We start from the raw sequence: 23,850 nt of genomic DNA, 5'->3' as shown, positions 1-23,850 counted from the left end.
TCGCCCCCTCCCTTTCGCGTAGCGAAGGGGAGGGCTGGGGAGGGGTTGGCTTTTGGCTGCGTCATGCAGTTGTGGCTTCGCGGCTTACGCCGCTCCTACAAGAAGCTTGGGCCTGATGGGTTGGTTGGTGAAGCCTCTGCCGAGCATGGCTCGGCACTACATCGCCCCCTCCCTTTCGCGTAGCGAAGGGGAGGGCTGGGGAGGGGTTGGCTTTTGGCTGCGTCATGCAGTTGTGGCTTCGCGGCTTACGCCGCTCCTACAAGAAGCTTGGGGCTGATGGGTTGGCTGGTGAAGCCTCTGCCGAGCATGGCTCGGCACTACAGGTGCCCTAAACAAAACGGGCAGCCATTGGCTGCCCGTTTTTTTATCTCAATCAGGGAGGCGCTTAGTAGCGCAGCAGCGCCGAGCCCCAGGTGAAACCGCCGCCGAAGGCTTCCAGCAGCAACAGCTGGCCGCGCTCGACACGACCCGAACGGATCGCTGCGTCCAGTGCCAGCGGCACCGAGCCGGACGAGGTATTGCCGTGCTTGTCCACCGTCACCACCACGCGGTCCATCGGCATGTCCAGGCGCTTGGCCGTGGCTTCGATGATGCGCAGATTGGCCTGGTGCGGGATCAGCCAATCCAGGTCGGACTTGTCCAGCCCATTGGCCTGCAGGGTTTCATCAACAACCGAGTCCAGCGCCTTGACGGCGTACTTGAACACGTCGTTGCCCTTCATGACGATGTGGCCTGGCTTGTCGAAGCCGACCGATACACCAACCGGATCCCACAGCAGCTCCTTCTTGCTGCCGTCGGCATGCAGATGGGTGCTGAGAATGCCGGTGTCTTCGTCGGCCTTGAGCACGACGGCGCCCGCGCCATCGCCGAACAACACGCAGGTGGTGCGGTCAGTCCAGTCGACGATACGGGTCAGGGTTTCCGCGCCGATCACCAGGACGTGCTTGGCATCACCGCTGCGAATGAATTTGTCGGCCACGCTCAGGGCAAAAAGGAAGCCCGAACACGCCGCATTGACGTCAAACGCCGCCGAACCTGCCGCACCAAGGCGGGCCTGGATCAAGCAAGCGGTAGACGGGAAAATAAGATCCGGCGTGGTGGTACCCACGATGATCATGTCCAGCTGCGAGGCCTCAATACCGGCAGCTTCCAGCGCGCGCATGGCGGCGTGGTAGCCCAGGTCACTGGTGGTTTCGCCTTCGGCAGCGATGTGCCGCTCACGGATACCCGTGCGCGACTCAATCCACTCGTTGGTCGTCTCGACAATCTTGGTCAGATCATCGTTGGTCAACACTTTCTCGGGCAAATAACTACCAGTGCCCGCGATCCTCGAGTAGATCCGCTTGCTCATGCTGTTTCCTATTGCGCGAAGCCGCCCGCAGGCGGCTCCGGAAGAATCGGCGCAACAACCGCCACACTCAGGTGGCGGTAGCCGTCACAAATCAATCTTCTTCAGCGACCAGGGTCGACTTGGTCGTGATCACCTTCTTGCCACGGTAGAAACCGTCAGCAGTGATGTGGTGACGCAGATGCACTTCACCGGTGGTCGGATCGGTGGACAGCTGCTTTGCGCTCAGGGCGTCGTGGGCACGACGCATGCCGCGGCGGGACGGGGTAACACGGGATTTCTGCACAGCCATGGGATTGCTCCAAACTCGGTTTCGTTTGCTTCGTCGTTTAATTGCACAGGACGCCAGCGTCCAGCACTACTCGCTTTCGCCGCAGCCGCCGACGATTACCGGCCGCAATTATTTCTTCAGCGCTGCCAATGCCGCAAAGGGATTGGCCTTGCTCAATTCTTCTTCGGTCGCGGTGAAGTCCTGTTCGACTGCCTCGCTTCCTGGCGCCAGCGCTACCACCGGCACCGCCAACACCAACTCGTCTTCCACAAGATCCAGCGGACGCAGGTTGCCGTCTTCCGGCACCAGCATCGCTTCGTATTCCTCTGGAAGCGCAGATTCTTCTTCTTCGTCCTTGATCAAGCCCAAGCGCTGCCTGATCGACACCGGCAGCAGGAAACGCTGCATGGTGCGCTGACAGATCAAGGGCAGCTCGGTATCGATGGTCAGATCGACGTACGACACCTGCAGGATGTTGTCTCGATCGAATTCCAGTGAATACGTGCACTGGCCTTCAGTATCGGCAACCAGACCCTGCAAGCGGGTCAATTCGGACAAAGGCACCTGGCCGTCAAAGCGCCTGCGCGCTATGACCATCCGCCAAGCATCCAGCAATTCGGGTACGTTCGCGGACATAAGCTGCAGAATGTTAAGGAGTAGCCACGCCGCTGTCAAACCCAAAGCGACGGAAACATTGTCAGACCGGTGGCGGCGCAGCAGACTGGCCGTCCCGAGCCGCGTATTTTTACACATGAAGCCCCTGATTCTCGCCTCCACATCACGATATCGCGCTGAATTGCTTAACCGGCTCAGGATTTCGTTCAGTTCGGCCGCCCCGGAGGTGGACGAAACCCCGCTTCCCGGCGACCTGCCGGCCCAGCTCGCGCAGCGCCTGGCCGCCGCCAAAGCTGAAGTCATCGCCCGCCAGCACCCCGGCAGCTGGGCCATTGGCTCGGATCAGGTCGCAGAGCTGAACGGGCAGCCGCTGGGTAAACCTGGCACCCGTGAGGCGGCCTGCAGGCAGCTGGCAGCGATGTCCGGCCACGAGGTGCTGTTCCACACCGCCGTCTGCGTAAGCGACGGCACTACGCGCCACCAGGCCAGCGATCTGACCCGCGTGCGCTTCCGCACGCTGCAGAGCGCCGAAATCGAGCGCTATATCGACGCCGAGCAGCCACTGGATTGCGCTGGCAGCTTCAAATGCGAAGGGCTGGGTATCACCTTGTTCGAGGCCATCGAGAACAGCGACCCTACCGCCCTGATCGGCCTGCCATTGATCCAGACCGCGCGCCTGTTGCGACTGGCCGGCTATCAACTGCCCTAGAGCCGGCGGCTTCCAGTAGCCCGGGTAAGCGCAGCGCACCCGGGAGCCAGGATCTAACGTCAACCCAGGTTTGCCGCCAACAGCCCCGGGTGCGCTTCGCTTACCCGGGCTACCGTGCTGCTGCAGCAAGCCGGCTATCGGCTGCCCTAGCCTGCGGCGGCTGCACCGGGAACCCACGCCCGCACATCAACATGCAGGCGCGGGCCAGCCTTATTTGATCTCGAACGGCTGTTCGGCCCAGGTTTCCACGCTGCCGTCGTTGCCATGCAGACGCAGCCCCAGCCAATGGGTGCCAGGCTTCAGGCCGGACGTATCCAGGCGCGCATCAAAGCCGGTATTGGGATGCTGCGGGTCGTTGGAAATCTTCCAGAACGGGCGCACGTCGAAGGCGCGCCCGTAGCGTGCGTCGCCCGCGCTGCGGCCGTCCAGCAGCAGCTCAACCCGCGAAAGACCCACGCCGTCCTTGAAGGCCCAGCCAGTCACTTCCAGCGCGCCATCCACTGCCTGACCTGCCAACGGCGTTTCCACCCACGCCATGGCCGGCGTCACGCAGGGCCCGGGCTGTTTTTCCGCCGGCAACCGGAACAGCAGAAAGCGCTGGAATCCATGATCGAGCGAAACCACCCGTGGTGGCGGCAGCGGCCCCACCAGCTCACAGACCTTGTGGTAATGCGCCAATAGATCGCGGTAGCGCTGATCCCCCGGCGACAACACCAACAACACCGGCGTGGAGCGGCTGCCATCGCTGATCAGCTTCCACAGCGCCAGCTGTGCGGTACGCCCGTGCCTATCATTGAGCGCGTGCGGCAGCACCTTGATGTTCGGATCATTGAGGCGGAAGCCCAGCTCCGCGCCCACCTTGAAACTGCCGGCCAGCAACTCGTTGTCTTCCGGCATCTGCGAGAGCTCATCGCGCACGCCTTCGGCCAGTTGCTGCCAGCCGGCGAAATTCCGCGGGTAGTACTTGCTGCCCGCCATGTGCTCACGTAGTGCGGGCGAGGCTGCCAACAGGTAATAACTCATGGCCAGCAGCAGCCCCAACGAGGTCGTCGCCCACAGCGCGCGCCGCCAGCGACGCGACCAGTGGCTGAGCAGCGCCGGCACGCAGACCAGCAATGCCAGATAGCCCGGCAGTGGCCAATGGAAGCTGACCCGCTCCACATCGGTGAAGAAGCCAAGCAGGAAGATCAGCAAGGTCGAGGTGGCACCGACCAGCGCGAAGTAACGCCATTGCAGATGATGGAAGCCGCCCTGCGCATGCCGCAAGCCCTTGCCGGCAACCACCGCCATCGCCGCAAACAACAGCGGCGTCACCAGCAACGGCTGGATCACCAGGAACAACACACCCTGCCACTGGAAGGCCCAGGGGTGACGTTCGACCAGCTGGAATTTGAGGCCGGCATCCTGGTTGTCCAGGTTCCAGGCCAGCAGCGGCACCCAGGCCGCGACGCCGACTGACAGAGCAATCCACACACGCGGATCGCGCAGCATTTTGCGGCCTTCCGGCAACACCAGCAGTGTGATGAAGCCCACCGCGATCACGCCGATAAAGCGGTAGTGGCTCAACGCGCCCATCAGCAAGCCACAGGCCAGCAACAACGCACCGCCCGCACCCACGCCGCGCAGCAGGCGCGCACCGGCATCCAGGCACAGCAGGGCCGCAATCGCCATCGGCACGTCCGGCACCGCCAGGATGCCCAGCGTTGCCGACAACGGCATCAACAAGGCCAACGAACCGGCGCGCCAGCCCATGCGTGCACCAAACCAGCGTGTGCAGATGCTGGCAACCATCCACGGCAATGCCGCGCCCATCAACAGGAACGGCAAGCGCACGCCCAGGCGATGGTCTCCGGCAACCTCGACGCCCAGCCGCGTAAGCCACGCGGTGAGCCCGGGCAGATCCGAATAGGCCATGGCCAGATGCTGGCCTTCCTGCCAGTAGAACGCTTCATCCACGAACAACGGAAGCTGCGATGCCAGCAGCACCTTGGCGGTGGTGACCAATACCCACAACACAAGGAAGGTCACGTATGCGCGTTGTTCACCCCTGATTGCCACGTACACTTCCTTCAGCCCAAATATCGAGACGACCATGACCGTGGCGCCGCCCGGAATGCTAACCGAAGTAACACTACAGTCCCTATCGGCGGCGCAACAGCAGGTCAATTCCCTACTGCTGGGCAAAGCGCAGGAAGTGCGGATGGCCTTTGTCGCGCTGCTGTCCAGCGGACATCTGCTGATCGAAGACCTGCCCGGCCTGGGCAAGACCACCCTGGCCCATGCCATGGCGTCCAGCCTCGGCCTGCAGTTCCAGCGCGTGCAGTTCACCTCGGATCTGCTGCCCGCCGATGTGCTCGGCATCTCGGTTTACGAAGCTCATAGCCGCAGCTTCCAGTTCCACCCGGGCCCGGTGTTCTGCAACCTGCTGCTGGCTGACGAGATCAACCGCGCACCGCCGCGTACACAGAGCGCATTGCTCGAAGCGATGGCCGAGCAGCAGGTGACACTGGATGGCGTCACCCACAGCTTGCCGGACCCGTTCTTTGTGATTGCCACCCAGAACCCGGTGGACATGTCCGGCACCTTCCCCCTGCCGGACTCGCAGCTGGACCGCTTCCTGCTGCGCCTGACCCTGGGCTATCCCAACGCCGAGGCCGAGCGCGCCCTGCTGGCTGGTGAAGACCGTCGCGACCTCATCGCCCGCGTCACCCCGTGCCTCTCCGAGCAGGACCTGCGCAGCCTGCGCGAAGCGGTGGGCCAGGTGCACGCCAGCGATGCACTGATTGATTACGTGCAGGCCTTGATCACCCGCAGCCGCCAACACCCCGGCGTGCGTGTTGGCCTGTCGCCGCGCGCCGGCATCGCCTTGCTCCGTGCTGCCAAGGCGCATGCACTGCTGCTTGGCCGCCGCCATGTCATTCCCGAAGACGTGCAGGCCTTGTTCATCGCCGTGGCCGGGCATCGCCTGGTCGGCGAGGCCGAAGCTTCTTCGGGCCCGGCACTGGCACGCGCCATCCTGCACAGCGTGCAGGTGGATTGAGGTGCGTGCAGCGTTGCGGCAGCGCCTGCAGGCACTGCAGTTGCTGGCACGGCCACGGCAGCCGGAAGACCTGCCGGTGCAACTGGACCGGCGCCGCATCTACGTGCTGCCTACCGGCTTTGGCCTGTTCCTGGCCGCCTTGCTTGCAGTGATGCTGCTAGGCGCACTGAACTACAACAACAACCCGGCCTTGTTGCTGGCACTGGTACTGGCAGCCACGGCACTGGCCAGCACGCTGCAGGCCCATCTGCAGCTATCCGGCCTGCGCCTGCAGGCTTTGTCGGCCGATCCGGTCGCCGCCGGCAACCCCATCCGCCTGCGGCTGGCGCTTGCACGCAGCGACCGCCGCCCGCGCCGCGCCCTGCAGCTGGACTGTGCGCAGGCCCGTACCCACCTCAATCTGGAGCAGGACAGCCAGGCCGAGGCCGATCTGTGGCTGCCTACCCAACAACGCGGCTGGCTGGATCTGCCCCGCATCCGCGTGGCTACCACCCAGCCGCTGGGCCTGGTCCGCGCCTGGGCCTGGTTCTGGCCGGATACCGCCCTGCTGGTCTATCCCAGCCCCGAACCCAACGCGCCGCCATTGCCGGACGCAGGCAGCGCTTCCACCCGCACCCGCGTGCATCCGCAGGGCGAGGAACTGCAGCAGATGCGTCCGTACCGCAGCGGCGACTCGCGCCGCAGCATCGCCTGGAAGCACTCCGCGCGCCGCGACGAACTGCTGGTGCGCGAATACGAGCGCCCCTACGGTGCCGAGCTGGTGCTGGACTGGCAGCAACTGCGCGCCCTGCCGCATGAGCGCCGCATCTCGCGCCTGGCCCGCTGGGTCGACGAGGCCGAACGCGAAGGCCGCAGCTACCAACTGCGCCTGCCCGGCATGCCGCCGTTGGGGCCGGCCAACGGTGATGCCCACCGCCACCTTTGCCTACGCGCACTGGCGCTGCTTCCGGCCGCATGAAGATCCCCTCTCCCGCCCTGAGCGCAGGCACCCGCGCCTGGATCAACCTGGTCACCGTGCTGTGCCTGCTGCCGCTGTTGCTGCAGTTGCCCGTCACGCTGGCAGTGGTGTTCGCCGTCACCACGCTGCTGGTGGCGCTGTGGTCGTGGCGCCATGCCATGCCGCTGCCACTGCGGCTGCTGCTGGTCGGCATCATGCTGGCCTGCATCTATTGGCAGATGGGCATCCGGCCCGGCCGCGATACCGGCTGCGCCCTGCTCGCCGCGATGCTGGCGATCAAATCCAGCGAACTGCGCAATCTACGTGACGCACGCAGCCTGATCGGCTTCGGCCTGTTTGCCCCGTTCGCCGCCTTCCTGCTCGACCAGGGCCCGAGCACCCTGCTGATGTCCGCGGCCGCCGTGGTCACCGCCCTGCTTGCCCTGCAGCGGCTGGCCGATGAAGAAGTCGGCATCGCCCACCTGCCCGCACGCGCCCAGCTGCGCACCGTCGGCCGGCTGATGCTGCTTGCCCTGCCGTTGGCGTTGTCGGCGTTCTGGCTGGTGCCGCGCCTGCCCACGCCGCTGTGGGGCACGCCGGAACGTGCCGCCGCACGCCCGGGCCTGTCCGGCAGCATGCAGCCCGGCGGCTGGATCGACCTGATGGCCGATGACAGCCCGGCGCTGCGCGTGGAGTTCTTCGGCCCGGTGCCGGCGCAGAACCAGCGCTATTGGCGTGGCCCGGTGCTGACCCGTTTCGACGGCCGCCGCTGGACCCGCCTGGAAAGCCAGCAATACGGGCAACCGCCGGCCGTGCGTTCGGCCGCCGGGCGCTGGGATTACCAGATTGAGTACGAGCCCACCGACCGCCGCGAACTGGTCGCCCTGGACCTGCCACTGCAAGCCCCCAGCGGCAGCTATCTGGATGCCGATTACAGCCTCAGCGCACCACAATTGCTGACCACGCTGAGCCGTTGGCGCATGCAATCAAGTGCTGCAGAAGCCTTCCAGAGCGAGCTGCCACAACGCCTGCGCCAACAGGCCCTGCAGCTGCCGGAGGGCTTCAATCCACGCACCCTTGCGCTGGCGCGGCAATGGCGCGGCGAAGCCGGCAACGACCCGGCGGCGCTGGTACAGCGCAGTCTGGAATGGATCCACCGCGACTTCGCCTACACCTTGGCAACGCCGCTGGCCGGCCGCCATTCGGTCGATGAATTCCTGTTCGACCAGAAGGCCGGTTATTGCGAACATTTCAGCGCGGCGTTCGTGGTCCTGATGCGCGGCGCGGGCATTCCCGCACGCGTGGTCACCGGCTACGCCGGCGGCGTGCGCAACCGCTTCGGCAACTACTGGGTGGTGCGGCGCCTGGACGCACATGCCTGGGCCGAAGTCTGGCTGCCGCAGCGCGGCTGGGTACGGGTAGACCCCACCGCCGCCGTGGCCCCGGAACGCATCTACGACACATTGGAAGATCGCGTCGGCGACAACGATGCCGGCGCCGATGGCATGGGCTTGGCCGGGCGTTGGAGCAGCCTGCTGCAGTACAGCGACTATCTGCGCCGCGGCTGGAACACCGCCGTGCTGTCCTTCAACGCCGAGCGTCAGCAGCACCTGCTCAGCGCCATCGGCATCAAGCAGTTGAACCCCTCGCAGCTGGTTGCCTTGTTTGCCGGTTTCGCCGTGCTGGCGCTGGGCCTGATGGCCTGGCTGCTGGCGCGCGGCGAGCGCCAGCGCGACCCCTTGCTGCGCGCCTGGCACGGGCTGGGCCGGCGTTACCAGCGCCTTGGCCTGGGCCGCGAGCCGTCGGAAACCGCCAGCGACTGGGCCGCGCGGGTGGACCGCGCCCGCCCCGGCAGCAACCTGTTGGCACTCAGCCAGCGTTTCACTCAAGCGCGCTACGCTGGCGTCCGATCGGATGTCGTTTCATTATTGGCGGACCTGCACAGGCACCGCCCGAAACCCGGAGTACGAACATGAAGACCCGCATCCTCCTCGTTGCCGCCGCCAGCCTGGTGCTGGCTGCCTGTGCCACGGCCCCCAAGCCGCTGCAGGGACAGTTCACCCCCGTTTCGCCGCGTGACGCGGTGGCGCAGAAGCAGACTGGCGCACCGGTGCGCTGGGGTGGCCGCATCATTGAAACCATCCCCGGCCAGGGCGAAACCTGCTTCCAGATGATCGCCCGCCCGCTCAATGGCAGCGGCCGTCCGAGCACCACCTCGTCCGATGCCAGCGACGGCCGTTTCCTGGCCTGCCGCGCCGGCTTCTATGATCCGGCGGTGTTCGAGCCGGGCCGCGATGTGACCTTCATCGGCCGCATCGATGGTTACCAGACCACCAAGATCGGCGAATACGATTACCCGCTGCCCAAGGTTGCCGCCGACGTGGTGTACCTGTGGCCGGTGCAGCGCGAAGTTGAAGTGGTACCCGCCTACCCCTACGGCCCCTGGGGCCCGGGTTGGGGCCCCGGCTGGGGCTGGGGTTACCGCGGTTGGTGGTAACAAACTGAAAACGCCGCCCCAAGGGGCGGCGTTTTTGTTTGGCTCTTTTGTTCTTCACTTTTTTGTTCTTGGCTTTTTTGTTCTTGGCTTTTTTGTTCTTGGCTTTTTTGTTCTTGGCTTTTTTGTTCTTGGCTCTTCTGTTCTTGGCTCTTTTGTAGGAGCGGCGTAAGCCGCGAAGCCACAGATCCATCAAACACAACAAAGCACAGCCAACCCCTCCCCAACCCTCCCCTTGCCTGCGGCAAAGGGAGGGAGCGCAGCCCGCCACGCCCCCTTTTTTGTGGGAGCGGCGTAAGCCGCGAAGCTAAAGACCTTCCGCCGCGAGAAGCCACAGGCCCTCCCGCGAACTGCATCCCGCAATCAACAACTACGCAGCTGAGCCAAAGCAATCGGCCGTTGTTTTGTTGTTGTCAGTTTCGCGACTTACGCCGCTCCCACAATCAACACAACGGCATCAAATCACGCGCCAAAATGCCCCAGCGGCGCGCCGGCAAGCAGGTGCAGATGGATGTGGAATACGGTCTGGCCGGCATCTTCGCGGCAGTTCATCACGATGCGGTAGCCATTCTCGGCAAACCCTTCCTGGCGCGCATAAGCGGCCGCCGCCAAAGCCAGCTTGCCGATCAGGTGCGCCTGCGTCGGCTGCAGATCATCCAGAGTCGGGATGACCTCGTTCTTCGGGATGAAAAGCACATGCACAGGCGCCTGCGGGGCAATGTCCTTGAAGCCCAGCACGTCCTCGTCTTCGTAGACGATGGCGGCGGGAATTTCGCGGCGGATGATCTTGCCGAAAATGGTGTCGGTCATGGAAAGGCTCGCTGCAGTAAACGTCCTACAGCTTACAACCCCAGCGTGGCTTATTCGCCGACTTCGCTACGGCTGCCGAAAGCATGCGACAAGGTGCCGCGGTCCACATATTCCAGCTCGCCGCCCAGCGGCAGGCCCTGCGCCAGACGGCTGGGGCGCACCTTGTTGCGACGTGCCAGCTGCGCCAGGTAATGCGCGGTGGCCTCGCCTTCAACCGTGGAGTTGGTGGCGATGATCAGCTCGGTGACTTCGCCCTGCGCCAAGCGCGTTTCAAGCTGATCCAGGCCCAGTTCGCGCGGGCCGATGCCATCCAGCGGCGACAAGCGCCCCTGCAGCACGTAGTACACGCCGCGATAGCTGGTGGCATGTTCAATCGCCAGCCGATCGGCCGGTGATTCGATCACACACAGCATCTGCCGCTCGCGGCTGCTGCTGGCGCAGACCGGGCACAGCTCGGTTTCGCTGAAATCGCGGCATTGCTTGCAATGGCCGATCTTCTCGATGGCTTCGGCCAGCACGTCCGACAGACGCTGGCCGCCATCGCGGGCGCGTTCAAGCACGTGGTAGGCCATGCGCTGGGCCGTCTTCTGGCCAACACCTGGCAGCACCCGGAAGGCTTCGATCAGTTGTTCCAGCAGCGGCAGGCTCATCACAACGGTCTCATCACAGCAGGCGTATCGCTAAAACAAGCGCGCGAAGCCCGGAGGCTTCGCGGCGCGGGGACGTGCATGCGCCGGGCGAGCCGGCGCCGGCCACATCAGAACGGCAGCTTCATGCCCGGCGGCAGCTTCATGCCGGCCGTGGCCGAGCCCATGCGACTCTGCGATTCGGCGTCGATCTTGTTGGCAGCATCGTTGAACGCGGCTGCGATCAGGTCTTCGGCCATTTCCGGATCGCTCAGCACCGACGGATCAATACGCACCTTGCGGCACTCCTTGGTGCCGCTCAGGGTCACGCTGACCATGCCGCCGCCGGCGCTGCCGGTGACTTCCAACTTGGCGATTTCTTCCTGGGCCTTCTGCAGGTTTTCCTGCATTTTCTGGGCCTGCTGCATCATTTGGGCGATATTGCCGCGCATGCTGTTTACTCTTTGAAGGGACGGATGGAATCGGCCACGACCCGTGCACCCTGCTGTAACAGCTGTTGCACCTGGGGGTCGGCCATGAACACGGCTTCGGCCGCTGTTTGCTGTTCGCCGCGCTGGCGATCAGCGCGTTCGTGCAAGGTTTCGGCCTGGACGTTGCCGGTTTCAATGAGGATCTTAGGCGTGCTGCCCAAGGCCTGCGAGAGCGCCTGCGCCAAGGCATTCAAGGCGCGCTCAGACTGCAGGTACTCAAAGCCCGGCAACAAGGCCAGCCGCAGCACACCGTGCTGGAAACTGACGAAGGCCGCATTGGCCGCCAGCTCGCGCGAAGGCCCGGTCAGGCTGCTGTCGGCAACCAGATCCAACCATTGCTCGGCATCGTTCAAGGCGCGCCCGCCCTGTGCAGGTGCCACCGGTTCGATGGCGATACCGCTGGGACGTGCCGGCGCGGCCGGCTGAACCGGCTGCGCTGCGGCTACCGGCGCGGGTTTGGGCATTTCGGGCGCTGGCGGCGACGGTTCCGGCATCGCCATTTCGGCGGCCATCGCCTCGTCACGCGCATTCGCTTCCGCGGCTTCGACCGCCCACGGCGGCAGATCTTCGTCAGCTGCTACCGGCTTGGCGGCTTGCGGCGGGACCGGTGCTGCCACCGGCGTCGGCACAGGCTCTGGTGTGATCGCAGCGGTTTCCACCACTGGCTCAGGCGCGGCTTGCAGCGGTGCGACTGGTGCCGGTGCGGGCATCGGTTCGGGTTTGGATTCGGGGGCTGGCTGCACCGGCGCTGCTGCAGCCGGTACGGCCTGTGCTTCAACCGGCTTGGCTGCCTGCGCTTGTGAACCCGCAGCGGCCGGCGTGGCCTGGCTGCTACCGCCCATACCTGCGCCAGCACCCGGAGCGCCACCTTCCGGCATTGCCGGTACCGCGCCCGCCGGGCGGAACGCAAGCATGCGCAGCACGGCCATTTCAAAACCCGCGCGCGGACTGGGCGCCAGATGCAGATCGCGACGGCCACCCAGGGCCATCTGATACCAGAGCTGCACCACTTCCGGGCGCAGGCGCTGCGCAAAGGCCACAGCATCGATGCCTTCGCCCGGCACCGAAGCACCCGGCACCAGCTGCTGCACCTGGATACGATGCAGGCCTTCGGCCAGCGCATCCAGCACGCCACTCCAGTCCGGCGAGAACTCCGCCAACCCGGCAACCACCTGCAGCAGCCGCGCGCCTTCGCCATCGGCCAGGGCATCCAGCATGGCACTGACCTGAGTACGATCGACCGTGCCCAGCATGGTGCGCACCACGTCGTCGCGCAGCGCGCCGCCGGCATAGGCAATGGACTGGTCCAACAGCGACAAGCCGTCACGCAGCGAGCCATCGGCCGCACGCGCCAGCTGCACGATGGCGCTGTCGTCGAATTCAATCTGCTCGGCGGTCATGATCCGGGTCATCTGCCCGCGGATCTGCTCCTCATCCAACCGCTTCAGGTTGAACTGCAGGCAGCGGCTGAGCACCGTGACCGGCAGCTTCTGCGGATCGGTGGTGGCCAGCAGGAACTTCACGTGTTCCGGCGGCTCTTCCAGCGTCTTCAGCAGCGCATTGAACGCCGCCTTGGAAAGCATGTGCACTTCGTCGATCAGGTAGACCTTGTACTGCCCGCGCGAGGGCATGTACTGGGCGTTCTCGATCACCTCACGCACGTCATCCACGCCGGTATTGGACGCGGCATCGATTTCCAGCAGGTCGATGTAGCGGCCGGCGTCGATATCCAGGCAGGCCCGGCACTGACCGCAGGGGTCAGCACTGGTGCCGTTCTCGCAGTTCAGCGATTTGGCGAAGATGCGGGCAATGGTGGTCTTGCCGACACCCCGGGTGCCGGTGAACAGAAAGGCGTGGTGGACGCGGCCACTGTCGAGCGCATTGCTGAGCGCGCGGACCACGTGTTCCTGGCCCACCAACTCGGCAAAACGCTTCGGACGCCACTTGCGGGCAAGGACGAGATAGGACATCAGGCAACCGTCTTCATCTGAAGCCCCATTGTGCCATGGCCGGCCCATCCACCAGCACCCGCTCAGGGGGCGCTTGTGAACGGCCGCCAGTCCCTATAGAATCCACGCCCCTGCCGAGGCATTAGCGCGGCAGGATCCGGAGAGGTGTCCGAGTGGTTGAAGGAGCACGCCTGGAAAGTGTGTAAGCGTCTAAACCGCGCTTCGGGGGTTCGAATCCCCCTCTCTCCGCCAGATAAAAAAGAAAAGGCCGCCCATTGGGTGGCCTTTTCTTTTATTCGGGGGAAAGCATGGGGGACGAGAGCCCCAACGGGTTCGACCGCCGACGCAGCCGGTGGGACGGCGCAGCCGCCCGAAGGGTGAAGGTGCGCAGCACCGAATCAATCCCCCTCTCTCCGCCAGATAAATGAAAAAGCCGCCCCTTGTGGGCGGCTTTTTCATTTAGCCGCCGAACCGGATTACGTCCCGCTTCTCAGATAGCCGCGCTTCAACAAAAAGCATCAAACCCGCAAGCGCACTACGGCGACTCACCCAGGAATGTAGCGACTTTAGCTAGCGCCTCATCAACCACGCCAACAGGCGCTCGCTCCACCTTTCGTGCGCCGCGCGCACTCAAATCCATGCTGCGCAGGTGATTGACCAGGACCACACCCTGCGTCTCGGTGCCCGTGGCTGACAACGACACCGCGAAGCCCGCATTTCGCCCCACCATTCCGCCTTGCGTGATGGGGGCAACGATCGCCAGACCTGTGCCGTTGAATGCCGCAGGACTCAGGACAAGCGCCGGACGCATGTCGCCCTGCATTTCCTGGCCGGCGCTGGGATTGAGCTGGACTCGAACGATGTCGCCACGATCAAATCGGGGACGACTCACCACGCTTCGTTACCCACGGGCTTGCTGCTGTTCCAGGCAGCCAGTTCTTCGTCCTGCGGGGCGTTCAAATCACACTGTGCCAGCAACTCCGATAACTGGTAGCGCGGCCGTGCCCGGACCGGAGTCAAGATCAACGTGCCGTCTTCGACGCCAATCTCGAGCGTGTCACCGCTGCCCAGATCCATGGCTTTGAGAATGGACGCAGGCAGGCGCACGGCTGCGCTATTGCCCCAACGCTGAATTTTGGCGTGCATGATGCCTCCACAGATGTAGATACATTGTAGATCCACACTTCCGCCACAGCAAACCCGCTACAGGATCAGGTTCACGCACCAACCAGCCATCGGGAAATCCCCAGTCGCAGCTGGAGTTGCAGCGCCATCCCTCAGATCCAGACAGGACCCATGGCCGGTCAGAGGCCGCTTGGACATGCTAGGTTTCCAATATTAGACCGATCCAAAAGGTGCGGGATGAAGCAGTTTGGCGCGACCCTGTTGGTACTTGCAGCAACCGTAGCAACCTCTTCTCTGGCGCCGTCTTCGGCAATGGCGGCCTCGCCCGCCGCCAACGAGGCCGCCTACTCCGCCGTGAACCCTTTCATCGGCACTGGCGGCGAGGGCCACACCTATCCGGGTGCGACTGTCCCGTATGGCATGGTCCAGCTCTCGCCCGATACCCGCATCCAGTCGCGCAAGAACGGCTATGGCTGGGCGGCCGGCTATCGCTATGACGACAGCACGATAGTCGGCTTCTCGCATACGCACTTCTCCGGCACCGGCCACTCCGATCTGGGTGATCTGCTGCTGATGCCGACTACCGGCGAGTTGAAGCTGGAGCGCGGCAATCCAGATCAGCCCCTGAGCGGCTATACCTCTCGCTTCAGCCATGCCAGCGAGACCGCGCAGCCGGGCTATTACGCGGTGACATTGGACGACTACAAGGTGCGCGCCGAGCTCACCGCCAGCGCGCGCGTCGGCATGCACCGCTACAGCTTCCCGGCCGGCAAGCCGGCGCATGTGGTGCTGGATCTGCGAACCAGCATGTACGACTACCCGGGCAAGATTCTGTGGTCGCGGGTGCGGGTGCGCCCAGATGGCACGGTCACCGGCTTCCGCGAGACGCGCGGTTGGGCGCCGGGCCGGCAGCTGTATTTCGCGATGCGTTTTTCGCAGCCGCTCAGCGGCCATCAGCTGCACGACACCGAGCAGGATGTCGCCTACAAGGGCTTCCCGCCTCCGGGTGAAAAGGACCCGACGCAGCGCGCGCAGATTGAAGGCCGGCAATTGGTTGCAGCCTTTGATGTCGCGCCGGAAGCTGGCAAGCCTTTGCTGGTGAAGGTGGCGATTTCGCCAGTCAGCGAGGAAGGCGCGATTGCCAATCTGGATGCGGAAGCGCCGGGCTGGGATTTCGATGGAATGCGCGCCGCAGCCAAGCAGCAGTGGAGCGAGGCGTTGGGGGCGGTCGAGGCGCAGGGCAGCGCGGATGAACGCACCCGTTTCTACACCGCGCTGTATCACACGCTGCTTGGGCCGACCTTGTTCATGGACAGCGATGGTCGTTATCGCGGGCCGGACAACGCGGTGCACCAGGCCAAGGGCTGGACCAACTATTCGACCTTCTCGTTGTGGGATACCTATCGCGCCCTGCACCCGTTGGCCACGCTGGTGCAGCCGCCACAGCGCACCAATGACTTCGTCAATTCACTGCTGGCCTCACGCCGCGAAAGCCCTTACGGCGTGCTGCCGGTGTGGTCGTTCCACGGACTGGAGACATGGTGCATGATCGGCTACCACGCGGTGCCGGTGATCGCCGATGCCTATATGAAGGGCATCCGCGGCTACGACACCGAAGAGGCCCTGCAGGCGATGGTCGCCAGCGCCAATTACGGCCCATATGACGGCATCGCGCAGTACCGCGAGCTTGGCTATGTGCCGATAGACGAGGAAGGCGAAGCGGCCAGCAAGACGCTGGAATATGCCTATGACGACTGGACCATCGCGCAGGTGGCCAAGGACATGGGCAAGACCGAAGTGGCGAACGAGTTCAACAAGCGTGCGGCCAACTGGAAGCATGCCTTCGATCCGGGCACCGGCTTCATGCGTGCGCGCAAGCGCGATGGTAATTTCCGCGAGCCGTTTGATCCCAGCGCCAGCGGTTACGGCACGGACTTCACTGAAGGCAATGCCTGGCAGTATTCATGGTATGTGCCGCAGGATGTCGCTGGATTGGCGGCGGCGCATGGCGGCAGCGACAAGCTGCTGCAGCGATTGGACGATGTGTTTGAAGCCAAGGTTGACCCGTCGATCTTCGCGCACATGGAAGACATCACCGGCCTGATTGGTTGGTATGCGCATGGCAACGAACCCAGCCATCACGTCGCCTATCTGTATGCGCATGCGGGGCAGCCGTGGCGTACGCAGGCACGCTTGAAGCAGATCATGGATACGCAGTACGCCGCGCGCCCGGATGGCTTGGCCGGCAATGATGATCTTGGGCAGATGTCGGCTTGGTATGTGTTTACTGCATTGGGTTTCTATCCGGTTACGCCGGGTAGCAACCAGTACATCATTGGTCGGCCGTTCCTGCCGCAGGCGACCTTGAATCTGCCTGATGGGAAGCGCTTCAGCATTGTGGCTACGGGACTGGATGCTGCGCATACGTATGTTGGTTCGGTGAGCCTCAATGGCAAGCCGTTGGACCGGGCGTATGTGACACACCAAGAGATTGTTGCTGGTGGAGAGCTGCGGTTTACGATACAGGCTGAGCCGAACAAGTTGTGGGCTTCGGATTCGGCGAAGTTGCCTTACTCGATGTCGCGTTGATTTGATCTTTGCCTTTTATCGCTGTGCTCGGTGGAAAAAAGCACGCTTCGCGCCCCCTCTCCCCAACCCCTCTCCCGCAAGGGGGAGAGGGGCTAACGCCAAAACAAAAACACATTGCAGCCCATGCTGATCCGCCCTTACCAACCCGCTGACGCCGACGCCTGCCTGTCGCTGTTCGACAGCAATGTGCCCGAGTACTTCACGCTAGCCGAACGCACTGACTTCGCGCAGTTTCTACAGCGCGATGCGCAGGGTTGCGACTATCAGCAGATCGAGCACGAAGACCGAGTCGTCGCTTGTGGCGGCTTGGCGATGCGGGCCGATGGCATCGCCGTTTTTTGCTGGGGCATGGTCGAACGCAGCCTGCAGCGGCAGGGATTCGGCAAGCAATTGAGCCTGGCGCGTTTACAGCAGGCCAGGCAGAACCCGAACGTGAAACGCATTGAGCTCAGCACCAGCCAGCACACGCAGGCTTTCTATGCCCAGCTCGGCTTCGCCACGACCCGGGTCGTGGTGGATGGCCACGGCCCGGGTCTGGATGCGGTCGAAATGACGCTGGTGCTGCGCGAGCACTGATGCTGCTGTCAGCTGCTGGACAGCTTCATCAGCACCAGGCCGCTGACGATCAGCACCGCCGCACCAATGCGCATCGCGCTGATCTGCTCGCCAAGAAACACGATGCCGATGATGAACGCGCCTACCGCGCCAATGCCGGTCCAGATGGTATAGGCGGTACCCAGCGGCAAGGTGCGCATTGCCAACGCCAGCAACCAGAAGCTGGCGATCATGCCGACGATGGTCACAATGCTGGGAACCAGCTTGGTGAAACCGTGGGATTGCTTCATTGCCAGCGCCCACACAATTTCCAGCGCACCTGCAATCACGAGATAGATCCAAGCCATACAGCCTCCTAGAGAAGCCAGGCCGTCCTGGGTGAAGTCCCGTGATGGGCGGAGGTCGTCCTCCGTTGGGCGGGCATTCTATCCAAGCCGGACGTTGTGGGCCGCCAAACGGCGGCAGCGGGTTACACGGGGTTCAAGCCGGAAGTCTGGTCGGCTGGTGCATGCATACGTTACAATCGCCGCACACGATCAGGACCTGCTCCAGTTTGTGTCCGATCCATGAAGCATCGGCGGCTGATGATCCCATCGCCCCGGCCTCTCGTATCGTGAATGGCCGCGCATCGCGCGGCCTGATCGTCTCTATGGTGGCCCCGTCGGCCCCTCGCGACGCTAGGTCGAAAATCCCGCCAGGGCCGGAAGGCAGCAACGGTATCGATCGACGCGGGCGCCGAGGTAAGCCGGCGGGGTCGCCACCTTTTTGGGCCCTGGAAAATGACGCTGCTTGAGCAGCGGCGTTGCTTGTGCGCGTTGTAGCCCGGGTAAGCGCAGCGCACCCGGGGATCCGAACGGCGCACTTGCCGAGCGATCGACTGATTGCCGCCGTTGGCTTGGCTCATTTTGAGTTGCGACCTGTCCGACGTGCGTCCCGGGTGCACTGCACTTACCCAAGCTACGCTGCTGCGGACGGTGCGGGTGAAGCTGATCTGGACTGGCTCCGGCCTTGCCCTCACCCCAACCCCTCTCCCGCTAGCGGGAGAGGGGCTCGGATATCGTTTCTATTGAGCGGCTGACGCGTCGTGCAACTGCGCGGCTTTTACAGCCGCGACAGCTGCAACTTGACCCTCACCCCTCAAACGGCTCCGCACGCGGCGCCGTCGGCTCAGCCAGTACCACGCGCTCGCCCGGCATGGCCACGCGGTGTCCGCGGGCGCGCAGTGCTTCGCCGTCGGCGCTGCTGGCGTAGTGGTAGAGCATCATCCGCGCCTGCGTGGCGGCGTCGTATTCGCGCTCCAGGTCATCCACACCGGTGTGCGACGGATTGCCGTGCAGGCCGCAGTCGTGGGCGATCAGTTCGTTGTCGCCGGCAAAGCGCGCCAGCATCTCAGGGATCGGGCGGGTGTCGCCGCTCCATACCAGCGCGCCCTGCAGGCGCAGGCCGTAGGCGGTCTCCGGCCAGTGGTGGCGTACCGGGAATACTTCCAGGCGCAAGCCTTCATGCCAGAACGCATCGCCCACCACGATCAGTTGGAAGGCATCCCAGAAGTTGGCGCCACCTTCGGCGAGCACGTTCGGGTAGTCCCCTACCCGCTTGTGCAGCAGCGGGACCAGCGGTGCCGGCACATACAGCCGCACCTTGCCGCGTCGCAGTGGGTTGAAGAAGGCATCCACGAACAGGCGCTCGAAGCCGGCCACGTGGTCCAGATGGATATGGGTGACGAACACGGCATCAGGCATCGCGCCGTAATGCCTGCGATAGGCAGTCAGGCCTTCGCCGCCGCAATCGATGGTCAGCCACGGCAGGCCGCCATGCTCGATCACCGACATCGGCGAACCCAGCTCCACCGCCGACGCATTGCCGACACCCAGAAAACGCAACGCCCAACTCATCTCACACGCCCCGGTTCCAGGCCAGATCATAGGCGCGGCGCAGCCGCGCATAGTCCTGCTCGACGTCCTCGCGGCTGCGCGCGCCGCGCAGCTTCAGCAGCGAGCGCAGCAGGCGCTTGAGGTTACGCTCGCGCCAGCGGGTAGCTGGAATGCGCAACACACCGCGGTCGAAATCGATCAGCCAGCCACGGCCGGCATCATCAAACAGAATGTTGTGGGCGTTCAGATCGGCATGGTCCAGGCCGGCCCGGTGGAAACGGGCGATCATCCGCCCGGCCTCTTCCCAGGGCGCGGCACGGCCGGTGACCTGCGCGTGATCGGCCAGCGAGCGCACGTCTTCCAGCCGCTCCATCAGGATTGCCGCCTCATAGCGCAGGCCTTGCCGCATGTAGAACGCCGCATACGGGCGCGGCACCGGCAGCTTCTGCGCAATCAACTCCCGCATCAGCCGGAATTCGGCAAAACTGCGCGTGCGGTTGGCACCGCGCCACAGGTAGCTGCTGCGGCTGAATTTGGCGGCGACGCCACCGCGCAGGTACTGGCGCAGCACGCTGCGGCCGAACGGTGCGTCGATGAACCAGGCCCCGCCACGGCCACCATCGCCGACCGGATGCGCCTTGCTGCCCCATTGCGCAGGCGCGAACAAGCCGGGATCGGCTTGCCGCAGGCGTTCGCGGTCGAACAGAATGGCGCCATAGCCACGACCATCGCGGCAGGGCGTCAGCGCTTCAGTGGCGTCAAATGCGACCATCATCAGCGAGTCTAACAACACATGCCTGCATCGTCCTCCCCACTGTGTCTCTTACGCCTCTCGGCATTGGGCGATGTGACCCATGTGGTTCCGCTGGTACGCACGCTGCAGCAGGGTTTTCCGGGCACGCCGCTGCATTGGGTGATCGACAAGGCCGGTCACAAACTGCTCGATGGCCTGCCCGGGGTCAGCTTCCATATCTACGACAAAAACAGCGGTTTGGCGGGAATGCGTGCGCTGCGTCGCGAATTTCCAGCCGGTCGCTTCGAGGCGCTGCTGCAGATGCAGGTAGCCGCGCGCGCCAACCTGCTGTCAGCCTTCATTCCGGCCAAGCGCCGCATCGGCTATGACAAGTCGCGTTCCAAGGACCTGCATGGTTTGTTCATCAATGAGCGCATCCCCGACCGACCGGGCATCCACGTGCTCGACGCCATTGGCAGCTTCTGCGAGCCGCTGGGGCTGAAGCAGACCACCGTCAGCTGGGACCTGGCAACGCCAGCGGAAGCGCACGAGTGGGCGCGCGCGCAATGGGACGAAGACGGCCGCCCGGTGCTGATGATCTCGCCCTGCTCCAGCCACCAGCGCCGCAACTGGTATGCCGAGCGCCACGCCGCGCTGGCCGACCATGCGGCAAGCCAGGGCTGGCGGGTCGTGCTGTGCGGCGGCCGCAGCGAGCTGGAGCGCAGCACCAGCGATGCCATCCTCGCGGCGATGAAGCACCCGGCACTGGACCTGGTGGGCAAGGACACGCTCAAGCAATTGCCAGCCCTGCTGGCGCGCGCCTCACTGCTGGTGACCCCCGATTCGGGGCCGATGCATATCGCCAACGCGGTAGGCACCAAGGTGCTGGGCCTGCACGCGGCCAGCAACCCGGCGCGCAGCGGCCCCTATTCCGACCGCCGCTATTGCGTGGACCGTTACGACGACGCTGCCCGCCGCTACCTGCACAAGCCGGCCAGCGCGCTGAAATGGGGCACCAAGATCGAGTTCGACGAGGTGATGTCGCTGATCACCGTCGATGATGCGATTGGCGCGTTCGAGCGCTATCGCGCGGATCATCAAAGCTGAGCAGCCGCGGGAACCACATTTTTGTGGCAGCGGCGTAATCTTGTAGTAGCGGCGTAAGCCGCGAAGCTTGCCATGCTGCAGCGCCAGGCATTCCTGCCATCTGCTGTTCCACGAGCTTCGCGGCTTACGCCGCTCCTACAAAGCGGATTCAGGCTTTGCTTGTAGGAGCTGCGTCAGCTGCGAAGCGGGCTGTGCTGACGCGCCCGGCATTCCTGTCATCTGCTGATCCACGAGCTTCGCGGCTTACGCCGCTCCCACAAAACAGATTCAGCCGGCGCGGTAATCCTGGTACGACTTCTCTTCCACGTAGCTGGAACCCAGTGCCAGGTTGATGGCCTTCTTGATGCGCGCGCGCTCATCGTTCTGGATGTAGACGCTGCGCGCCAGCTGCACGAAAGAATCGTCGAAGGCCTGCGCCTTCTCCTTCAGGCGGATGTCGTCCTCGATGTCCCACAGGCGCTCGTTGACCGCCTTCAGCTCCGTGCGCAGGGCGCTGATGTCCTGCGCTGCTGCCGGATGCGCCGCCCAGGTGCTGTCGAGCGCGCTCAGCTCGTTGCGCACGTTGACCAGCTTTGCCGCATCGCTCATGCGCTCGGACTTGATCTGCAGGATGGAGATCTTGTCCAGCAACTCACCGAAGGACACGGGGACGAGAATTTCTGACATGGGGCTTACCGATTGGATCAGGCGCACAGTGTAGCCGTTGATGCCTCACAGCCCGCTGCTCTGCTGCGGAACCAAGCCAACCAAGAGTGCAAAAAGAAAAAGCCACCCGAAGGTGGCTTTTTCCAGTATCTGGCGGAGAGGGGGGGATTCGAACCCCCGAGGCGCTATTAACGCCTGCCTGATTTCGAGTCAGGTACATTCAACCGCTCTGCCACCTCTCCAGATGGTCCCCGGCGAACCGGGCTGCGAATAATAAAGGGCATCGGCCGCGCCGACAAGCGCTTTTTAACAAAAAGGCGCCATCGATGATTCGCTTGCTGCATCCGGCATCGCAAATCGGTGTCCGCGAGCGCTTGCCGTACACCTCCATGAACGCGATGATGCAGCGACCTTCACCGTTGAAACATAGCCGCTCGGGCACTCATGATCGAATTTGGACACCTCAGCCATGTCGGCCTGCGCCGCCAGCTCAATGAAGACACCTACTACGGTGACGGCGAGCTGGGGCTGTGGCTGATAGCCGATGGCATGGGCGGCCACGCCTGCGGCGAGGTTGCCAGCGCGCTGGCGCGCGAAACCATCGTCCGCGAAGTCCGCAACGGCGCTGCCCTGGTTCAAGCCATCCGTACTGCCGACGAAGAAATCATCCGCACCTCGCGCCGCCGCAATGACAGCCTGCCGATGGGCACCACCGTGGTGGCCGCGCGTGTGCAGGGCAATCGTTTTGAAGTGGCCTGGGTAGGCGATAGCCGTGCCTATCTGTGGCGCGACGGCAAGCTGGCCCAGCTCAGCCAGGACCACAGCTATGTGCAGGAACTGATCGCGCAGGGCACGCTCACAGCCGAGCAGGCACGCGCCCATCCGCACCGCAACGTGGTGACCCAGGCGCTGGGCGTGACCGACCCGGCCCACCTCAACGTCGCCACCATGACCGGCGAACTGCGCCCGGGCATGCAGCTGCTGATCTGCAGTGACGGCCTCACCGAGGAAGTGGACGATGCGGGCCTCAGCCAGGCGCTCGCCCATGGCGACTGCAGCGCGCAGGAATGCGTGGATGCACTGGTTGCCGCCGCGCTGGATGGCGGCGGCTCGGACAACGTCACCGCCATCTTGGTCCGCTGCCACTAAGGCGGCGGACCAACGGCTTTACTTCGACAGCCCAAACCGGGCCGGCGCGACTCAGGCCGGTTCGCTCGCTGCCGGCACCGGTTCACCATCCCACCAGGCGTGACCGGCCTTCTTGCGCAGCCTGGCCAGGCGCGCTTCGTGCGCCTCCTGTTCGGATGCGGTAACCAGCACACGCGGCCGTGGCAGCAGCACCGAGGCATCGAACGCCTGAGCGACGCCGCCGGCATTGCCTGACTCGGTTTCCGGCTGACCAAAGCCGATCTCTTCCTGGCCCGAGGTCAGCGCGATATAGACGTCGGCTAGGATCTGCGCATCGAGCAGGCCGCCATGCAGCGTGCGATGGGCGTTGTCCACACCCAGGCGCCGGCACAGCGCGTCCAGCGAGTTGCGCTGGCCCGGGTAACGCTCGCGCGCCATCGCCAGGGTATCGGTCACCGTCACCCGGCTGGCCAGGCGGCCCTTGCCGGCCAGGCTCATCTCGTTTTCGAGGAAGCCCATGTCGAACGCGGCGTTGTGGATGATCAGCTCGGCGCCATCCACATAGGCGAGGAACTCATCCACCACTTCTTCGAAGCGCGGCTTGTCGGCGAGGAAGTCCAGGCTCAGGCCGGTGACTTCCGCCGCGCCGGATTCAAAATCACAATCCGGCTTCAGGTAACGGTGGAAATTATTGCCGCTGGGGCGCCGCTCAAGCAGCTCCACACAGCCGATTTCAACCACACGGTTGCCCTTCTTCCATTCCAGGCCGGTGGTTTCGGTATCAAGGACGATCTGGCGCATTGC

Annotated in this window: 24 protein-coding genes, 2 tRNA genes and 1 other RNA gene; 11 read left to right on the top strand and 16 right to left on the bottom strand. The window is 64.3% G+C overall.

The window, feature by feature from the left end; all coding sequences use genetic code 11:
* Positions 1–385 precede the first annotated feature (385 nt).
* The 3 genes from ABE493_RS15650 to ABE493_RS15640 form a co-directional block, all read right to left on the bottom strand.
* Positions 386–1,351, bottom strand: coding sequence for a beta-ketoacyl-ACP synthase III (locus tag ABE493_RS15650; protein ID WP_346499808.1), 966 nt, complete (start codon positions 1,349–1,351; stop codon positions 386–388).
* Between the two features lie 91 nt (positions 1,352–1,442).
* Positions 1,443–1,640 (bottom strand): 50S ribosomal protein L32, encoded by a 198-nt coding sequence (rpmF, locus tag ABE493_RS15645; protein WP_057628937.1) that lies wholly within the window; start codon positions 1,638–1,640, stop codon positions 1,443–1,445.
* 108 nt (positions 1,641–1,748) lie between these two features.
* A complete protein-coding gene (locus ABE493_RS15640; RefSeq protein ID WP_346499807.1) occupies positions 1,749–2,255 on the bottom strand; it encodes a YceD family protein in 507 nt (168 codons plus the stop codon).
* Positions 2,256–2,370: 115 nt separating this feature from the next.
* Here ABE493_RS15640 and ABE493_RS15635 point away from each other — a divergent pair, with 115 nt between their 5' ends.
* The gene (locus tag ABE493_RS15635) at positions 2,371–2,943 is read left to right on the top strand and encodes a Maf family protein (protein WP_346499806.1); all 573 of its coding nucleotides are present in this window, start codon (positions 2,371–2,373) and stop codon (positions 2,941–2,943) included.
* A 210-nt stretch (positions 2,944–3,153) separates the two neighbouring features.
* Here the strand turns inward: ABE493_RS15635 and ABE493_RS15630 are convergent, their stop codons facing one another.
* The gene (locus ABE493_RS15630; RefSeq protein WP_346499810.1) at positions 3,154–4,995 is read right to left on the bottom strand and encodes an ArnT family glycosyltransferase; all 1,842 of its coding nucleotides are present in this window, start codon (positions 4,993–4,995) and stop codon (positions 3,154–3,156) included.
* 61 nt (positions 4,996–5,056) lie between these two features.
* On the opposite strand from ABE493_RS15630, the gene ABE493_RS15625 reads away from it, so the two are divergent.
* Genes ABE493_RS15625 through ABE493_RS15610 form a run of 4 tightly spaced genes read left to right on the top strand, consistent with a single transcriptional unit; the run spans position 5,057 to position 9,417 of the window.
* Positions 5,057–5,983 (top strand): AAA family ATPase, encoded by a 927-nt coding sequence (locus ABE493_RS15625; protein WP_346499805.1) that lies wholly within the window; start codon positions 5,057–5,059, stop codon positions 5,981–5,983.
* Between the two features lies 1 nt (position 5,984).
* The gene (locus tag ABE493_RS15620; RefSeq protein ID WP_346499804.1) at positions 5,985–6,941 is read left to right on the top strand and encodes a DUF58 domain-containing protein; all 957 of its coding nucleotides are present in this window, start codon (positions 5,985–5,987) and stop codon (positions 6,939–6,941) included.
* A complete protein-coding gene (locus ABE493_RS15615; RefSeq protein WP_346499803.1) occupies positions 6,938–8,896 on the top strand; it encodes a DUF3488 and transglutaminase-like domain-containing protein in 1,959 nt (652 codons plus the stop codon). Before ABE493_RS15620 ends, ABE493_RS15615 begins: the two co-directional genes overlap by 4 nt.
* Positions 8,893–9,417 carry a Slp family lipoprotein gene (locus ABE493_RS15610; RefSeq protein WP_346499802.1) on the top strand — a complete coding sequence of 175 codons (525 nt, stop codon included), beginning with the start codon at positions 8,893–8,895 and terminating at the stop codon, positions 9,415–9,417. Before ABE493_RS15615 ends, ABE493_RS15610 begins: the two co-directional genes overlap by 4 nt.
* A gap of 459 nt (positions 9,418–9,876) precedes the next feature.
* Here the strand turns inward: ABE493_RS15610 and ABE493_RS15605 are convergent, their stop codons facing one another.
* The 4 genes from ABE493_RS15605 to dnaX all read right to left on the bottom strand — a co-directional run bounded on the left by ABE493_RS15605 (position 9,877) and on the right by dnaX (position 13,311).
* The gene (locus tag ABE493_RS15605; RefSeq protein WP_346499801.1) at positions 9,877–10,224 is read right to left on the bottom strand and encodes a histidine triad nucleotide-binding protein; all 348 of its coding nucleotides are present in this window, start codon (positions 10,222–10,224) and stop codon (positions 9,877–9,879) included.
* Between the two features lie 50 nt (positions 10,225–10,274).
* Positions 10,275–10,874, bottom strand: a complete 600-nt coding sequence (gene recR, locus ABE493_RS15600; RefSeq protein WP_346499800.1) for a recombination mediator RecR — start codon at positions 10,872–10,874, stop codon at positions 10,275–10,277.
* Between the two features lie 107 nt (positions 10,875–10,981).
* Positions 10,982–11,302: a YbaB/EbfC family nucleoid-associated protein gene (locus tag ABE493_RS15595; protein ID WP_057629296.1), complete on the bottom strand. Its 321-nt coding sequence runs from the start codon at positions 11,300–11,302 to the stop codon at positions 10,982–10,984.
* A gap of 5 nt (positions 11,303–11,307) precedes the next feature.
* A complete protein-coding gene (gene dnaX, locus ABE493_RS15590) occupies positions 11,308–13,311 on the bottom strand; it encodes a DNA polymerase III subunit gamma/tau (RefSeq protein ID WP_346499799.1) in 2,004 nt (667 codons plus the stop codon).
* A gap of 138 nt (positions 13,312–13,449) precedes the next feature.
* Between dnaX and ABE493_RS15585 the strand changes: the two genes are divergently transcribed.
* Positions 13,450–13,542 (top strand) — tRNA-Ser (locus ABE493_RS15585).
* A gap of 283 nt (positions 13,543–13,825) precedes the next feature.
* Here the strand turns inward: ABE493_RS15585 and ABE493_RS15580 are convergent.
* Both ABE493_RS15580 and ABE493_RS15575 read right to left on the bottom strand, forming a co-directional pair.
* Positions 13,826–14,182 carry a type II toxin-antitoxin system ChpB family toxin gene (locus tag ABE493_RS15580; protein WP_346499798.1) on the bottom strand — a complete coding sequence of 119 codons (357 nt, stop codon included), beginning with the start codon at positions 14,180–14,182 and terminating at the stop codon, positions 13,826–13,828.
* Positions 14,179–14,436: an AbrB/MazE/SpoVT family DNA-binding domain-containing protein gene (locus ABE493_RS15575; protein ID WP_346499797.1), complete on the bottom strand. Its 258-nt coding sequence runs from the start codon at positions 14,434–14,436 to the stop codon at positions 14,179–14,181. Before ABE493_RS15575 ends, ABE493_RS15580 begins: the two co-directional genes overlap by 4 nt.
* 291 nt (positions 14,437–14,727) lie before the next feature.
* Here ABE493_RS15575 and ABE493_RS15570 point away from each other — a divergent pair, with 291 nt between their 5' ends.
* Together ABE493_RS15570 and ABE493_RS15565 are read left to right on the top strand one after the other, a co-directional pair.
* Positions 14,728–17,004: a GH92 family glycosyl hydrolase gene (locus tag ABE493_RS15570; protein WP_346499796.1), complete on the top strand. Its 2,277-nt coding sequence runs from the start codon at positions 14,728–14,730 to the stop codon at positions 17,002–17,004.
* 123 nt (positions 17,005–17,127) lie between these two features.
* Entirely contained in the window at positions 17,128–17,580 is a 453-nt protein-coding gene (locus tag ABE493_RS15565) for a GNAT family N-acetyltransferase (protein ID WP_346499795.1), read from the top strand.
* Between the two features lie 8 nt (positions 17,581–17,588).
* Here the strand turns inward: ABE493_RS15565 and ABE493_RS15560 are convergent, their stop codons facing one another.
* Positions 17,589–17,906, bottom strand: a complete 318-nt coding sequence (locus ABE493_RS15560) for a DMT family transporter (protein ID WP_346499794.1) — start codon at positions 17,904–17,906, stop codon at positions 17,589–17,591.
* Between the two features lie 311 nt (positions 17,907–18,217).
* Here ABE493_RS15560 and ffs point away from each other — a divergent pair.
* Positions 18,218–18,314, top strand: an RNA gene (ffs, locus tag ABE493_RS15555) — signal recognition particle sRNA small type.
* A 375-nt stretch (positions 18,315–18,689) separates the two neighbouring features.
* On the opposite strand, the gene ABE493_RS15550 is transcribed toward ffs, so the two are convergent.
* Positions 18,690–19,454: an MBL fold metallo-hydrolase gene (locus ABE493_RS15550; RefSeq protein WP_346499793.1), complete on the bottom strand. Its 765-nt coding sequence runs from the start codon at positions 19,452–19,454 to the stop codon at positions 18,690–18,692.
* A gap of 1 nt (position 19,455) precedes the next feature.
* Entirely contained in the window at positions 19,456–20,205 is a 750-nt protein-coding gene (locus ABE493_RS15545; protein WP_346499809.1) for a 3-deoxy-D-manno-octulosonic acid kinase, read from the bottom strand.
* A 21-nt stretch (positions 20,206–20,226) separates the two neighbouring features.
* Between ABE493_RS15545 and ABE493_RS15540 the strand changes: the two genes are divergently transcribed.
* Entirely contained in the window at positions 20,227–21,273 is a 1,047-nt protein-coding gene (locus ABE493_RS15540) for a glycosyltransferase family 9 protein (protein ID WP_346499792.1), read from the top strand.
* A 267-nt stretch (positions 21,274–21,540) separates the two neighbouring features.
* Here ABE493_RS15540 and ABE493_RS15535 read toward each other — a convergent pair whose 3' ends face one another.
* Both ABE493_RS15535 and ABE493_RS15530 read right to left on the bottom strand, forming a co-directional pair.
* Positions 21,541–21,939 (bottom strand): DUF6165 family protein, encoded by a 399-nt coding sequence (locus tag ABE493_RS15535; protein ID WP_346499791.1) that lies wholly within the window; start codon positions 21,937–21,939, stop codon positions 21,541–21,543.
* A gap of 130 nt (positions 21,940–22,069) precedes the next feature.
* Positions 22,070–22,160: transfer RNA gene (locus ABE493_RS15530), tRNA-Ser, on the bottom strand.
* 202 nt (positions 22,161–22,362) lie between these two features.
* Between ABE493_RS15530 and ABE493_RS15525 the strand changes: the two genes are divergently transcribed.
* Positions 22,363–23,067 carry a PP2C family protein-serine/threonine phosphatase gene (locus tag ABE493_RS15525; RefSeq protein WP_346499790.1) on the top strand — a complete coding sequence of 235 codons (705 nt, stop codon included), beginning with the start codon at positions 22,363–22,365 and terminating at the stop codon, positions 23,065–23,067.
* Between the two features lie 51 nt (positions 23,068–23,118).
* On the opposite strand, the gene dnaQ is transcribed toward ABE493_RS15525, so the two are convergent.
* On the bottom strand, positions 23,119–23,847 hold the full coding sequence (gene dnaQ / locus ABE493_RS15520; RefSeq protein WP_346499789.1) for a DNA polymerase III subunit epsilon: 729 nt from the start codon (positions 23,845–23,847) through the stop codon (positions 23,119–23,121).
* Positions 23,848–23,850 lie beyond the last annotated feature (3 nt).

It is taken from the genome of Stenotrophomonas terrae, from assembly GCF_039674165.1.
Taxonomy (GTDB): Bacteria; Pseudomonadota; Gammaproteobacteria; order Xanthomonadales; family Xanthomonadaceae; genus Stenotrophomonas; species Stenotrophomonas terrae_A.
The sequence above is the reverse complement of the archived record's forward strand: the minus strand, read 5'-3'. Positions and strand labels throughout refer to the sequence as shown.